Genomic DNA, 14,334 nt, shown 5'->3' with positions numbered 1-14,334 from the left:
TCAACGGCCACGGCGCGCGTCATGGAACCCGACATTCTGGAGCTGGAAAGCTTCCTGCCCTATCGCCTCTACCGGCTGGCCGATGCCGTCAGCCGCGAATTCTCCAGGATTTATCGGGATCGCCACGGCCTGACGCGGCCGGAATGGCGCACGCTTTCAGGCCTCGGCCAGCGCGGCACGATGACGGCGACCGAGCTCGGCGAGCAGTCGGCCATGCACAAGACCAAGGTCTCGCGCGCGGTGGCGGAACTCGAGCGGCGGCGCTGGCTGACGCGCACGCCCGATGAAAGCGACCGGCGCGTCGAGCACCTGGCGCTGACCAAGGCGGGGCTTGCCGCCTATCGCGAGATGGTGCCGCTGGCGAAGGCGTTTGAAAGGGAGTTGCTGGCTAGGCTGAGCCACCAGGAGCGGGGTGCGATTGTCAGCGGAGTAGCCGCCCTGGAGGGTGCCTTGGAAGGAAAGTAGCCGATAGGCTGGGGACAGGGGCGCGAAGGACGTCTCTGTGGATGCGCCTCACCAGTCCATCACCACCTTGCCCGAGCTGCCGCTCCGCATCGCATCGAAGCCGGTCTGGAAATCGTCGATGCCGATGCGGTGGGTGATCAGGCCCGACACATCCAGCGGACCTTGCACCAGCGCGATCATCTTGTACCACGTCTCGAACATCTCGCGGCCGTAGATGCCCTTGAGATGCAGCATCTTGAAGATGACCTTGTTCCAGTCGATCTCGAAGCCGGTGGGCGCAATGCCGAGGATGGCGATCTTGCCGCCATTGTTCATGGTGTCGATCATGTCGCGGAAGGCGGGTGCCGCGCCCGACATTTCGAGGCCAACATCAAAACCTTCCGTCATGCCTAGCGCCGGCATGACATCGCGCAGCTTTTCCTTGGAGGCGTCGACGACATGCTGGACGCCGAGCTTTTTCGCCAGCGCCAGCCGCACCGGGTTGATGTCGGTGATGACCACTTTTCGCGCCCCCACGCATTGGGCAACGAGCGCTCCCATGATGCCGATCGGCCCGGCGCCGGTGACCAGCACGTCCTCGCCGACAAGATCGAACGACAATGCCGTATGCACCGCATTGCCCAGGGGATCGAAGATCGCGGCGATCTCGTCCGGCACATCGTCGGGGATCGGCACGACATTGTGCTGCGGGATCGCCAGATACTCGCCGAAGGCGCCCGGACGATTGACGCCGACGCCGAGCGTGTTGCGGCACAGATGCCCTCGCCCGGCGCGACAGTTGCGGCAGTGGCCGCAGACGATGTGGCCCTCGCCCGAGACGCGCTGGCCGACCTTGTATTCGGTGACCGCGGCGCCGAAATCGGCCACGGTGCCGACAAACTCATGGCCGGTTACCATCGGCACCGGCACGGTCTTCTGCGCCCACTGGTCCCAATTGTAGATGTGCACGTCGGTGCCGCAGATCGCCGTCTTCCTGACTTTGATCAGGACGTCGTTGGGGCCGATCTCCGGCACCGGTACCTCTTCCATCCAGATGCCCGGCTCGGCCTTGGCCTTCACCAGCGCCTTCATCATGTTCGACATTCTCTTGTCCCTTGAATCTCTTGATCCGGAATCGCTTTTCGGCGCCGGCCGCTCAGGCAATCACGCCCAGTTCCCTGCCGACCGCGCCGAAGGCCTCGACCGCCCTGTCGATATCGGCGCTGGAATGCGCCGCCGACATCTGCGTGCGGATACGCGCCTGGCCTTTCGGCACCACCGGGAAAGAAAAGCCGATGACATAGATGCCGCGCTTTAGCATGCGCGCCGCCATCTCCTGCGCCAGCGTCGCCTCGCCCAGCATCACCGGAATGATCGGATGATCGGCGCCGGCCAGCGTGAAGCCAAGTTTGCCCATCTCAGACCGGAACCGCGCAGCGTTTGCATAGAGGCGCTCGCGCAAGGCGTCGCCATTGCGGATCAGCTCGAACACCTTGATCGAGGCGCCGGCGATCGCAGGCATCAGCGTGTTGGAGAACAGATAGGGCCGCGAGCGCTGGCGCAGCCAGTCGACCACTTGCCTCTTGCCCGAGGTGTACCCGCCGGAAGCGCCGCCGAGCGCCTTACCGAGCGTGCCGGTGATGATGTCGACCCTGCCCTCGACGCCGCAATGCTCGGCCGAGCCGCGGCCCTGTCTGCCGACGAAGCCGACCGCATGGCTGTCGTCGACCATGACCATGGCGTCGTATTTGTCGGCAAGGTCGCAGACGCCCTTCAGGTTGGCGATGATGCCGTCCATCGAAAACACACCGTCGGTGGCGATCAGCCGGAAGCGGCAATCCCTGGCTTCCTTCAGCCGCGCCTCGAGATCGGCCATGTCATTGTTGGCGTAGCGATAGCGCTTGGCCTTCGACAGCCTGACACCATCGATGATCGAGGCGTGGTTCAGCGCATCCGAGATGATCGCGTCGTCCTCACCAAGCAGCGTCTCGAACAAGCCGCCATTGGCGTCGAAGCAAGAGCCGTAGAGGATGGTGTCTTCCAGGCCAAGGAAGGACGAGATCGTCGCTTCGAGCTCCTTGTGTTCCTCCTGCGTGCCGCAGATGAAGCGCACCGACGCCATGCCGTAGCCGTAGCGGTCGAGAGCCCGCGAGGCCGCCTTTCGCAGGTCGGCGCTATCGGCGAGGCCGAGATAGTTGTTGGCGCAGAAGTTCAGCACCTTCTCGCCACCGACCTCGATCCGTGCCGACTGCATCGAGGAAATCACCCGTTCGGACTTGTAGAGGCCGGCCGATTTGAGCCCGGCAAGTTCGCTGTCGATATGGGAGAGAAATGCTGCGGTCATGATCAGGTCCCGTTTGACGTGGGCAGACTGTCGTCCTGCCCGCGCAAAAAATCCATCGCAAAAGCGACCGGACGAGGTGGCCAGACAGCATCAGATGACAACGTACGGGCATAGCCCAGGCCATCACCAGGGAACACTCGCGCCAACCAATGTTCAAATGCAGGACGGCAGCGAAAGGAGCCGATAACCATTCCGCGATCTTTCCGCATTCTCCCCTTGCCGTCGAGCGACCGGTTTCCAGTCCTGTTAACGTTTACGGTTCAATGATGGTCATACAGGAATCCGTTGGCGAGAGGGCCGCCCCCGAACATGTCGCAGCAGCCGGTGCAAACCGTTTCAGGCAAGCTCATACTGCTGATCAAGGCTGGCTATTGGCTGGCGCTGCTGATCATTGCAGCCATGGTGGCGGCCTCCTTCGTCCTGCTGCAGCAGACGATGGCCACGCAGCAGCACAACCACACCTTGCTCGACATTGTCGGCACGCAGAAGACCTTGTCGCAGCGCATCGTCTTCCTGGCCAGTGCAACGGGTGCCGGCTCGCGTGACAAGCAGCCGGCGCTGGTCAGTGCGCTGAAGCAGGCCACCGCCGAGTTCGAAACCAATTACGATCTGCTGCTCAAGCAGACCGGTGCGGATCCGCAATCGCCGGCCAAGCTCAATCCGAAGTCGATCGAAAGCGTGCTTTTCGCCAAACCCTTCCATCTCGACTATTTCTCGGTCGGGCTGATCGCCAATGGCGACCGTCTGATCTCGGCCCTCGAATCGCAACTCAATCTCGACAATGACGGCTACAAAGGCGGCGCCGAACGCGTCAACCTCGATGCCTCGGTCGCCAACGCCACCTTGTCGGGCTATGCCGCGCTCGGACAGCGTATCAGCGCCGATGCCGACGAGCGTTCCGAAAAGCTGCTCGCACTTCACCGCACGCTATTCTACGCCACCCTCGGCGTCATCCTGCTGGTGGCGCTGTTCATCTTCAGGCCGATGTCCAATGCGATCCTGCGCAAGACGCGCGAATTGGTCGATGCGCGCAATTCGATGGCCTTCATCGCGGTTCATGACGGCCTGACCGGCCTGCACAACCGCACATTCCTGACCGATCATTTCGACACGCTGATCAAGGGCGCGCATCGGCGGCGCGAACGGCTGGCTGTCGTCCAGCTCGACCTGGACCGCTTCAAGCAGATCAACGATACGCTCGGCCATGCCGCCGGCGACTATGTCCTGGTCGTCACGGCCCAGCGCATGCGCGATTCCTGCCGGGCATCGGATCTGTGCGCGCGCCTCGGCGGCGACGAATTCGTGATGATTCTCAACGGAGCGGGCAGCACCGAAGACATCAACATGCTCGCGCGACGCATCTTGGCGCATATCAACGAGCCGATCGTCTTCCAGGGCACCACCATTCTTCCAGGCGCCAGCGGCGGCATCGCCGTCTATCCGATCGACGCCGACAACGCGCAGGACCTGCTCGTCCATGCCGATCTGGCGCTTTACTCCGCCAAGAAAATGGGCGGCGGCAACTTCTCGTTCTTCTCGGAGGAGTTGCGCCGCGAGCTTGACTACCGCAAGCAGCTCGAACATGACATCAAGGTCGCCATCTCCGAGCGGGCATTCCAGGTCTATTTCCAGCCGCAGGTCTCGTTGACCGACGGCACGATCAGCGGCATCGAAGCCCTGGTGCGATGGAACCATCACGAGCGCGGCATGATCTCGCCGGGCGAATTCATTCCGGTCGCCGAGAAATGCGGCTTCATGCCGGAGATCGGCCGCATCGTGATCAGCAAGGCGATCAACGAAGCCGCCGAATGGAACCGCGCAGGGATTGCCTTCGGGCGGCTTGCCGTCAATGTCTCGGGCACCGAGCTGCGCGAGCACGATTTCGATGCGTTTCTGTTCGAGACGCTGGAAAAGGCCGGGCTGCCGCCGCAGAAACTGTCGTTGGAAATCGTCGAATCCGTCATTCTCGACGATGAGAAGACCGGCATCGCGGCGAAGCTGCGTCACATCAGGGCCGCCGGCGTCCATCTGGAACTCGATGATTTCGGCACCGGCTATGCGTCGCTCAGCCACGTCAATCCCAATGAGATCGACCGGCTCAAGATCGACCGCCGTTTCGTCCAGAACATCCATGAGAATGGCGACAACTCGAAGATAGTGCGCGCCATCACCGAGCTTGCCCGCGGCCTCGGTATCTCCATCGTTGCCGAGGGTGCCGAAACCGAGGCCGAACTGGACTCGCTGATGGCGATCGGCTGCGACCAGGTACAGGGCTATTCCATCGCCTTCCCGATGCCGCAGGACAAGGCGCTGGAATGGCTGACAGCACGCATGCCGAAGAAGGCCAAACTACGGGTCTTGCAGGGCAGCCTGGCGTAGCGGCCCGGCTTGACAACCAGCCGCCGAAATGGCGGCCTGTCGCGACAACAACCGGGTCGTTTGGCTTATGACTTTCTTTCGGTTTGTTCTCGCGGCCATTCTGATGTCCGCGCTGCCGGCCCATGGGGCGGATCGCACCATCTATCTCACCTTCGACGACGGCCCGCTGAACGGCACCAGCAACCTCCTCGACGTGCTGGAGGCAGAGCAGGTTCCGGCGACGCTGTTCATGGTCGGCATGCATGCCGAGGCCAGTGCGTCCAACAAGGCGCTGGTGCGGCGGGCCAAGGCGATGCCGCTGGTGACGATCGGCAACCACAGCTACAGCCACGCCTATAATCACTACCGGCACTTCTATGGCGATACGGAAGGAGTGGTTGCCGACATGCTTATGGCGAATGCCGTGCTGGGCCTGAAGCCCGCGGTGCATGCGCGGCTGCCGGGGCGCGACGTGTTCCGGCTGCCGTCGATGTCAAAGGACGACAATTCGCTCGGCCCCGCGCAAGCCGGCCGCGAGGACCCCGACTACGAGTTCGTCGCCGCTTCCGGCTTCTATCTCTATGGCTGGGACCACGAATGGGTGCACAAGGACAGCGGCGAGCCGGTACAGAGCGTCGATCATCTGGTAAGCGAGATCGATCATCTGTTCGGCTATGGCCACTTCGCCAAACCGGGCAAGCTGATCCTCTTGATGCATGACGAGATGTTCCAGGACGGTTTTGACGGCAAGACGAAGCTTACCGATCTGATCACCGCGCTGAAACTGCGCCACTACGCCTTTGGAACGATCCCGAACTATGACAACTGAGCCAATGGTCCGGTATTCCCAGAGCATTTGACGCAATTCCCAAGGGAAAGCGCCACGCGCTTTCCAAGGAAAACCTTTTCACACTTTTCCAGGAATTGCTTTAGCTTTCGACATTGTCGCGCAGCGCCGCCAGTACCTGCGCAAACTCCGCCAGGCGCTCGTCGGGCAGTCCTTTGCGAAGCCGCTTGTCGAAGGCAAGCGCGGCCTGCCGTAACGTCTCGAACAGCGCTTCTCCAGCTTGCGTCAATTCGACCAGATGGACCCGGCGGTTGACGGGATCGCGGCGGCGCGTCAGCAGGCCCTGTGCTTCCATCGCGTTGAGGTGGTGGGTCAGCGTCGCGCCCTGGATGCCGATCATGCCGGCGAGTTCGCGCTGATTGGCGAGCTCGCTCGACTTGACTGACAGCAGCGTGAGCCAGACCGGCAAGGTCCCGCCTGCTTCGACCAAAGCGGCGTCGAAGGCCTGGGCGACAAGTTTGGCGGTGCGGCCAAGATTCATGCCGATTGGCGGGCGTTCAAAAGGCGTCATTGCCGGACACTAGACGGTGTTTTTCCCAGATGGAACTGACTCTCTCTTTATACATTGACATCTAACTGTTAGATATCTAATTGTTAGATGCCCTACAGGTGAGAGGAGAGCCGTCATGCAATATGTCTACATCGTCGTCATCGGTCTTCACGTCTTGGCAGGGGTGTTCTGGGCCGGCACCACCGTCACGCTTGCCCGCGATCCCGAGATCAAGGCGGAACGCTTCATCCAGCCGCAGATGGGCGCGGCCGGCTTGGTTTTCCTGACTGGAGCACTGCTGTGGTATTTCTTCCATGGCGCTTATTTCGGCTCGATGGAAATGGTGCTTGCGCTCGGCATCCTCGCGGCTTTCGCCGCCGCCGGCGTGCTCGGCGTCATGGTCAGGGCGCCCAGCCGGCAGCTCGCCGGCGCCAATACGGAGATCGAAACGCAACTGCGCGCCAGAATGGCCATGGGCGAACGCATCGCCGCACGGCTGCTGGTGGTCACGGTGCTGTGCATGGCGATCGCCAGGATGGTCTGAGCGCCGTCCGCGCCACAAAGCTTTGAGATCGCACGTTGCCGGCGACGAGCCAATGACGTGCGGGCGCGCGGCCGGGCCGGCATACATGGGCTCTCGTATGCAGGTCCGACCGCGCGCCACCAACGCCAACAATTGCGCCAGCCCGAGCGGGCCGTGCATCAGATCCGCAAGCCGAACCTGATGCCGTCATAGATGGCGGCGTGAATGTTGCGCGAGGCGACCGCATCGCCGATGCGCAACAGCACGAAGCCTGCTTCGGGATTGCGTGCCGGAAAAATGTCGCCGCTGCCGACCAGGCGTTCGTAGTCGATCGCGCCGCCATTCTTCGAAAGCGGCTTCAGGCTGAGGTAGAGATCGTCGAGCGGGGCCGTGCCGTGCTCGACCACCACCTGGTCGACCCTGCGTTCCCCGCGCCAGCCATCGGCAAAGTCCGAGGCGAGTTCGGCGACCAGTTGATTACCCTCGCGCCGCACCGAGCGCAGACGCGTGTTGATGGTGATGATGACGCCTCTTTCCTGGAAGGCGCGCATATACGGCACATGGTTCATGCCGCCCATTTCGGGGGCAAAGAAACGCTCCGGCGAGACCAGTTCCAGCTTCGCACCGCTGTTGGCGATCAGTTCGGCCGCGCCCATGCCCTGATGGCCGCCATTGTCGTCAAAGAGCAGCACGTTGTCGGCAGGCTTGACGCTGCCGGCCATGATGTCCCAACTCGACGTGACGAGATTGTCGCCAGCCGCCAGCGGCGGGTTTTGCGGCAGGCCGCCGGTAGCGACCACCACCACATCGGGCGCCAATGCCAGAACATCGTCCTTTTCCGCCCAGGTGTCGTAGCGGATCTCGACGCCGAGCCGGTCGAGTTCTGCCAGCCGCCAGTCGATGATGCCGATCAGCTCCTTGCGGCGCGGATTCTGCGTTGCCAGACGCACCTGGCCACCCGCTTGCGAGGATGCCTCCAGGATCGTGACCAGATGGCCGCGCTCGGCCGCGACACGCGCCGCCTCCAGTCCGCCAGCGCCGGCGCCGACGACGACGACTTTCCGCTTGGGGCCTTCGGTCTTGACGATGATATGCGGAATCTCCGCCTCGCGGCCGGTCGCCGCGTTGTGGACGCACAGCGCCTCGCCGCCTTCATAGATGCGATCGAGACAATAGGTGGCGCCGACACAGGGGCGGATCTCGTGCTCGCGGCCTTCCATCACCTTCCTGATGATGTGCGGATCGGCAATATGCGCACGGGTCATGCCGACCATGTCGAGCTTGCCGGTGGCGATCGCATGGCGCGCGGTGGCGACATCGGAGATGCGCGCCGCATGAAAGGTCGGGAACTTCGTTGCCGCCCTCACCTCGCCGGCAAAATCGAGATGCGGCGAAGACCGCATGCCTGTTACCGGGATGACCTTGGTCAATGCCGCGTCGCTTTCGATCGAGCCACGGATGATGTTGAGGAAATCGACCTTGCCGGAACCGGCCAGCCGCCTGGCGATCTCGACGCCCTCCTCCTTCGACAGGCCTTGCGGAAAATCCTCGTCGGCGACCATGCGGATGCCGACGACGAATTTCTCGCCAACCGCTCCGCGCACGGCATCCAGCACCATGTTGGTGAAGCGCAGGCGATTGTCGATGGAGCCGCCATACTCGTCATCGCGATGATTGGTGGCCGGTGACCAGAAGCCGTCCATCAAATGGCCGTAAGCCTCGAACTCGATGCCGTCGAGGCCGGCGGCCTGGCAGCGCTGGGCGGCTGACGCATAGTCGGCAACGATGCGTTCGATGTCCCAGTCCTCGATGGTTTTTGGGAAAGCCCGGTGCGCCGGCTCGCGCACCGGCGAGGCCGAGAGCACCGGCAGCCAGTCGGCCTTGTTCCAGCCGGTTCGACGGCCAAGATGGGTGATCTGGATCATCACCTTGCAGTCATGCTCGTGGCAGGCCTCGGCGAGTTCGGCCAGCCACGGCACGATGCGGTCATCATAGACATGGAGATTGCCGAAGGCCGCGGGACTGTCGCGCGAAACGATCGCCGAGCCGGCGGTCATGGTCAGCGCCATGCCGCCTTTGGCCTTCTCGGCATGGTAGAGCCGGTAGCGTTGTTTCGGCATGCCGTCCTCGGAATAGGCCGGCTCGTGGCTGGTCGACATCACCCGGTTCTTCAGCGTCAGATGCTTGAGCTGGTAGGGCTGGAGAAGCGGGTCGTTGCTGGTCATCGTCTTCCTGCGGTTTCAAAATTGCGGCAGCAGATGCTGCCGCATTTCCTATTTAAGCATCGGATTCGTCCGAAAACCGCTGCGCACATTTCGGTCCGATGCTAATGAGCGGCAAATTCGAAGGAAACCCGCCCATGATCGATACCAAAACCCTTACCCAGCTCGGCGCGCACGTCGAGACGCCACAGAGCCCAGAAGCAGCGGTCCTGGAAACCGTGCCGTTTTCGCGCGGCGACGGCCCGCCGGCGATCGTGCGCTTCACCTGCCCGGAATTCACCTCGCTTTGCCCGGTGACCGGCCAGCCGGATTTCGCCCATATCGTCATCGACTACGCACCCGATGCGGCTTTGGTGGAATCGAAGTCGCTGAAGCTGTTCATGACCTCGTTTCGCAACCACGGCGCCTTCCATGAGGATTGTACCGTCATGATCGGCCGCCGCATCGTGGCAGCAACCAAACCGCTGTGGTTGCGCATAGGCGGCTATTGGTATCCGCGCGGCGGCATTCCGATCGACGTTTTCTGGCAGACCGGGGCTCCACCGGAAGGCGCCTGGCTGCCGGACACGGGCGTCGCCCCCTATCGCGGGCGCGGCTGAGCCGCCGGTTCACTCGCACTGATACTGGCTGAGCGCCCATTCGCCGGTCACCGACAGAAGATCGGAAATCTTCCAGTCACCGCCAACCTTCTTGAGCTTCCATTCGAGACGGTGCTGGTTGCCGGCGACAACAAAGGCGACGATGACCTTGGCTTGGTCGCCGTTCACGGCCTCGATGCTCTTCAGACTCTGGTCGATTGCGAGCTTGTCGTAGTCGGCATTGTCGAGCGCCATGTTGGGGTCGAGGCATTCGCCCTGCCCCGACGCCCGCAGCGCATCGCTCTTGTCGAGCACCGTCTTGGCCGGATCGACAAAATTCTTGCGCTGGGCTGGATCGAGTTCCAGCCCGATATGTTCGTAGAACGGCTTGATCACCGCCGTCGGCGATCCCGGCAACACGGGCGGGGCCGGCTCGGACGGCGGCCATGCCAGGGGTGGCGTTGCCGGCTCCACCGCGCCTCCCGGTGCATTCGCGGCCGGCGACCCATCGCCCGGCGCGGTCTGCGCCGGAGCGTTTGCTGGCGGGGCGCCAAACAGCCCCTGTGCGGCGGCGCAGTTCAAACCCGCCGCCAGCAGGCACATGGCCGACAGTGCCAACGCGCAGCGGGCCATGGCATCACTCCGGATCTTGACCCGCCATGCATTCGAGCTGGCTCAGCGTCCAGTCGCTGGTCTTCGAAGCAATGTCCGATACCTTCCACTTGCCATCGACCTGCTTCAGCGACCAGTGCATTTCGCGTTGCGAATCGTCTCCGTCGGAAAAGAGCTTGAAGCTGGCCACCACCTGCGCCGTGTCGCCATCCACCGTCTCGGACAGTTTCAGGGTCTTGGAGACGGTCTTCTGGTCGAAATCCTGCGCATCAAGACCAGGATCGAAGTCGATGCAGGCGACCTGGTCGGGATTCTTCTTGGTTGCCTGGTCGTTGAGATCGAACAGTTTCGTCACCGGCGCCGTGAAGCGATCGCGGTACTGTGCGTCGGCCTCGAATTTGACCGCCGGCACATAGAAGAACTTCACGGCGTCGGACGCCGGTCCGGCGTAGGCGGCCGCGGGCAAGGCTGTCGCGAGGGCGGCAAGGAGCACTGTCCGTCTCATGCAGAATCTCCGGCTTTTGATGGCTTGAAGCAATCAACACCACGCATCCTGCATACCGGCTTTTTTGCGGCTCATGAAGCCCTGCCCGGCCGCCTTTCAGCCGTCGAGCCAGACATTCTGGAGGTCCATCTCGAAGGTCTGGTGGACGCCGTAGTTCTTCACCTTCTTGCTGGTGTGGCTGTAGAGCTTCTGCCAGAACGGCTGGATGATGACGCCGGAGTCCTGCAGGATCTGCTCGACGTCCTTCATCACCTCCTTGCGCTTGGCGACATCGATCAGCGAGAGCGCCTGTTTGAGCTTGGCGTCGAAATCGGGATTGGAATAGGCCGATTCGTTCCACGCCTCGCCGCTGCGATAACCCAGCGCCAGCACCTGGACGCCGAGCGGGCGCATGTACCAGATGGTCATCGAATAGGGATATTTCGTCCAGTCGTTCCAGAAGGTCGAGCCCGGCAGAACCGTGCGTTTCACCTTGATGCCGGCATCGCGCAACTGACCGGCGATCGCGTCGCCGGTGTTCTTCTGCCAATCGTCCTCGATGGTGATCAGTTCGTGCTCGAAGTCGGCCTGACCGGCTTCCGCCATCAGTTTCTTGGCGCCGGCAGCGTCGCGCTCCTTCTTGGGCAGCGGATAATATTCCGGATGGATCGGGCTGACGTGGTGGTTCTCGCCGACCGTGCCGCGCCCGGCATAGCCGAGCTGCAAGACGGCATTGTTGTCGACTGCCATCTGCAGCGCGTTGCGCACCCGCTTGTCGTCATAGGGCTTGTGCGTGATGTTGGTGCGGGCAACGAGTGTCGTTGCCGTCGCAACCTCGGATTTTTGCAGACCCATCTTGTCGAGGATGTCGATGAAGTCGGCGGGTGACTCGAAATTGAGGTCGATCTCGCCGGAATCGAAAGCGTTCACCGTGGCGTTGAAGTCGGTGCCGTAGTCGACGAATTCGACGCCGTCGAGCGGCGCCTCGCCGCCCCACCATTTGCCGTTCTCGCGGCGTTTCACCACCGCCTTCTGGCCGACATCGTAGGAAACCAGTTCGAACGGTCCCGTGCCGACCGGCTTCTTGACCGGATCGGCGCCGGCGGCATCGAAGTTGCGGTGCACGACGAGCGCGGGATAGTCGGTGAAGTTCGGGATCAGCGAAATGTCGGGTTCGCTGAGCTTCAGCTTGACGGTGTGGTCGTCGACCTTGGTAATCGCGCCGTCCCTCGCCTTGCCGGTTTTTGCGTCGATCAGCGCTCCCACGCGTGCGGCCATCGAATTGCCGGCGACGCCTTTCTCGCACCAGCGCGCCAGATTGTAGGCGACGTCATCGGCGTTGAAGGCATCGCCATTGTTCCAGGTGATGCCCTTGCGCACATGCAGGACATATTCGGTGGCGTCGTCGTTGATATCCCAGCTTTCAAGCAGCACCGGCTCGAAGGTGAATTGCCTGGTGTAACGCACCAGCGGCTCCAGCCAGCTGCGCGAAATGTTGGCCAGTTCCACCCAGTCGTAAGTGCGCGGGTCCTTCTGCGCCTTGACCGACATCGAGACGCGCAGCGTGCCTCCCTTCTTCGGCTCCTCGGCCAGGGCCTGTTGCGGCGCGGCAAGACCGATCATGCCATAGGCAAGAGCCGTCGATGCGCCGAAGGCGCTTGCCAGTGCCAGGAACTCACGCCGGTCCAGGCGGCCGGCACGTGCCTCTTGCGCCATGGCCCCGATGGCGCTCGGGACGCGATCGCCATTGCTTCTGAAAAGCGTCATTTCTTCCTCCCTTGTGGTTCCCGTCGGGTCTACGCCCTTTTTCGTCAACTCACCGTGTCCGGCAGCTTCTCCTCGCGCCGCGCGATCAAATCCCTGAGACCCTCGGCAACACCGTCGTCGAGCTTCGGTTCCTCATAATCGGCGAGCATGTTGCGTGCTTTCTCGCGGCCGCGCGTGTCGTGGTCCTTCGCCCCTTCGGCATTCCATTGTTCGTAGGAGTTGAAATCCATGATCGAGGGCATGAAGAAAGCGGACTCGAAATGTTCGAGCGTGTGCTGGGTGCCGAGGAAGTGACCCTGCGGCCCGACCTCGCGGATCGCCGCCATGGCTTCCTTGAAATCGTCGAAGGAGAGCCCGCCGGCATATTTGTACCAGCCGACAAGCTGCTCGCAGTCGGTGGCGAATTTCGAATAGCCGCAAGTCAAGCCGGCCTCCAGCCATCCGGCCGAATGCCAGATGTAGTTGGCGCCGGACAGGATGGCGGCATGCATGAGCATGTTCGCTTCGTAACCCGCCTGCGCATCGTTCAGCTTGGAGCCGACATGGAAGCCCGAGGTGCGCCATGGCAGCCGGTATTTCCGCGCCAATGCCCCCATCAGATACATCATCTGGGCGGCCTCCGGAGTGCCGCCCATCGGCGCGCCGGTCTTCATGTCGACCGTGACCATGAACTGGCCATAGACCTGCGGCGATCCCGGCCGCAGAAGCTGGGTGAAGGCGACGCCGGCCAGTGCTTCCGCATTGACCTGCGCCACCGCGCCGACAGCAGAGGCCGATGTCGAGGCGCCGCATAGCGCGAAGGGCGCCAGGATCAGCGGCTGGTTGCTGCGCGCATAGACCTTCATCGCGTCCAGCATGGTGGCGTCCCACACCAGCGGCGAATTGCAATTGGTGATCGCCACCAGCACGGGATTGTCGCGGACGAAATCCTCGCCAAAGACAATGCCGGCCATCGCCATCGTGTCCTCCGCCCGGTCCCTGGAGGTGACGATGCCCATGAACGGCTTGTCGGAGTGCTTCAGCGCCGAATGGATGATGTGCAGGTGGCGCTTCGGCACCGCGATTTCCATCGGCTCGCAGATGATCGAGCTTGAGGAATGCAGCGCGGGCGCCATATAGGCGAGCTTGTGGAAATTGTTGAGGTCGGCGAGCGTGCCGTAGCGCCTGTTGTTGTCGAGGTCGCGCACATAAGGCGCTCCATACATCGGCACGAAGATCGAGTTGTTACCGCCGACGCGAACCGTGCGCTGGGGGTTGCGCGCATGGAGCGTGAACTCGGACGGCACCTTCGACACCAGTTCCATCAGCAAGGCACGGTCGATGCGCACACGGGTCTCGGAGACGTCGGCGCCCGCCGCCTTCCAGATGGCAATCGCCTCGTCGTCGCGGAACTCGCAGCCCACTTCCTCGAGGATCGCCAGCGACTCCTCGTGGATCAGTTCCACCGCCTCGTCCGGAACCATCTGATAGACCGGAATCTTGCGCACCAGGGCCGGGAACGAGGTTATGGGCGCACCTCGCAGAGCCTTGCGCCCCAGGCGGCCGCCGCTTCGGCGGCTGGTGTTTTCGGTCAACTCAGCGGCCGGCGCGTTCATGACAACTCCGTCTTTCCATCTGCGTCAATTTAGTAAGACCAAACATGGCTGTGACGGTAGAAAATCCTGA

General features: G+C 62.6%; 13 protein-coding genes. 5 read left to right on the top strand and 8 right to left on the bottom strand.

The window, feature by feature from the left end; genetic code table 11:
• Positions 1-21: 21 nt before the first annotated feature.
• Positions 22-465 (top strand): MarR family winged helix-turn-helix transcriptional regulator, encoded by a 444-nt coding sequence (locus ACWGS8_RS28145; protein ID WP_454583990.1) that lies wholly within the window; start codon positions 22-24, stop codon positions 463-465.
• 48 nt (positions 466-513) lie between these two features.
• Here the strand turns inward: ACWGS8_RS28145 and tdh are convergent, their stop codons facing one another.
• Both tdh and ACWGS8_RS28135 read right to left on the bottom strand, forming a co-directional pair.
• Positions 514-1,548, bottom strand: a complete 1,035-nt coding sequence (tdh, locus tag ACWGS8_RS28140; protein ID WP_096456834.1) for an L-threonine 3-dehydrogenase — start codon at positions 1,546-1,548, stop codon at positions 514-516.
• A gap of 52 nt (positions 1,549-1,600) precedes the next feature.
• Complete coding sequence (locus tag ACWGS8_RS28135; protein ID WP_454583989.1) at positions 1,601-2,788, bottom strand: glycine C-acetyltransferase; 1,188 nt, start codon at positions 2,786-2,788, stop codon at positions 1,601-1,603.
• Positions 2,789-3,097: 309 nt separating this feature from the next.
• Between ACWGS8_RS28135 and ACWGS8_RS28130 the strand changes: the two genes are divergently transcribed.
• Together ACWGS8_RS28130 and ACWGS8_RS28125 are read left to right on the top strand one after the other, a co-directional pair.
• On the top strand, positions 3,098-5,167 hold the full coding sequence (locus ACWGS8_RS28130; RefSeq protein WP_454583988.1) for a putative bifunctional diguanylate cyclase/phosphodiesterase: 2,070 nt from the start codon (positions 3,098-3,100) through the stop codon (positions 5,165-5,167).
• A gap of 103 nt (positions 5,168-5,270) precedes the next feature.
• Positions 5,271-5,975: a polysaccharide deacetylase family protein gene (locus ACWGS8_RS28125; RefSeq protein WP_454583987.1), complete on the top strand. Its 705-nt coding sequence runs from the start codon at positions 5,271-5,273 to the stop codon at positions 5,973-5,975.
• Positions 5,976-6,075: 100 nt separating this feature from the next.
• Here the strand turns inward: ACWGS8_RS28125 and ACWGS8_RS28120 are convergent, their stop codons facing one another.
• Positions 6,076-6,504 carry a MarR family winged helix-turn-helix transcriptional regulator gene (locus tag ACWGS8_RS28120; protein WP_123167791.1) on the bottom strand — a complete coding sequence of 143 codons (429 nt, stop codon included), beginning with the start codon at positions 6,502-6,504 and terminating at the stop codon, positions 6,076-6,078.
• A 115-nt stretch (positions 6,505-6,619) separates the two neighbouring features.
• Between ACWGS8_RS28120 and ACWGS8_RS28115 the strand changes: the two genes are divergently transcribed.
• A complete protein-coding gene (locus ACWGS8_RS28115; protein ID WP_454583986.1) occupies positions 6,620-7,027 on the top strand; it encodes a hypothetical protein in 408 nt (135 codons plus the stop codon).
• Between the two features lie 158 nt (positions 7,028-7,185).
• Here ACWGS8_RS28115 and ACWGS8_RS28110 read toward each other — a convergent pair whose 3' ends face one another.
• The gene (locus ACWGS8_RS28110; protein ID WP_454583985.1) at positions 7,186-9,231 is read right to left on the bottom strand and encodes an oxidoreductase; all 2,046 of its coding nucleotides are present in this window, start codon (positions 9,229-9,231) and stop codon (positions 7,186-7,188) included.
• 134 nt (positions 9,232-9,365) lie between these two features.
• Here ACWGS8_RS28110 and queF point away from each other — a divergent pair, with 134 nt between their 5' ends.
• Complete coding sequence (queF, locus tag ACWGS8_RS28105) at positions 9,366-9,827, top strand: preQ(1) synthase (RefSeq protein WP_010915503.1); 462 nt, start codon at positions 9,366-9,368, stop codon at positions 9,825-9,827.
• Between the two features lie 9 nt (positions 9,828-9,836).
• Here queF and ACWGS8_RS28100 read toward each other — a convergent pair whose 3' ends face one another.
• From ACWGS8_RS28100 to ACWGS8_RS28085, 4 genes are all read right to left on the bottom strand, one after another.
• Positions 9,837-10,439: a hypothetical protein gene (locus ACWGS8_RS28100; protein ID WP_454583984.1), complete on the bottom strand. Its 603-nt coding sequence runs from the start codon at positions 10,437-10,439 to the stop codon at positions 9,837-9,839.
• A 4-nt stretch (positions 10,440-10,443) separates the two neighbouring features.
• Entirely contained in the window at positions 10,444-10,923 is a 480-nt protein-coding gene (locus ACWGS8_RS28095) for a DUF3828 domain-containing protein (RefSeq protein WP_454583983.1), read from the bottom strand.
• Positions 10,924-11,019: 96 nt separating this feature from the next.
• Complete coding sequence (locus tag ACWGS8_RS28090; RefSeq protein WP_454583982.1) at positions 11,020-12,669, bottom strand: ABC transporter substrate-binding protein; 1,650 nt, start codon at positions 12,667-12,669, stop codon at positions 11,020-11,022.
• A gap of 44 nt (positions 12,670-12,713) precedes the next feature.
• Positions 12,714-14,264 (bottom strand): trimethylamine methyltransferase family protein, encoded by a 1,551-nt coding sequence (locus ACWGS8_RS28085; RefSeq protein WP_454583981.1) that lies wholly within the window; start codon positions 14,262-14,264, stop codon positions 12,714-12,716.
• Between the last annotated feature and the right edge of the window lie 70 nt (positions 14,265-14,334).

The organism is Mesorhizobium sp. 43Arga (assembly GCF_053714255.1).
The sequence above is the reverse complement of the archived record's forward strand: the minus strand, read 5'-3'. Positions and strand labels throughout refer to the sequence as shown.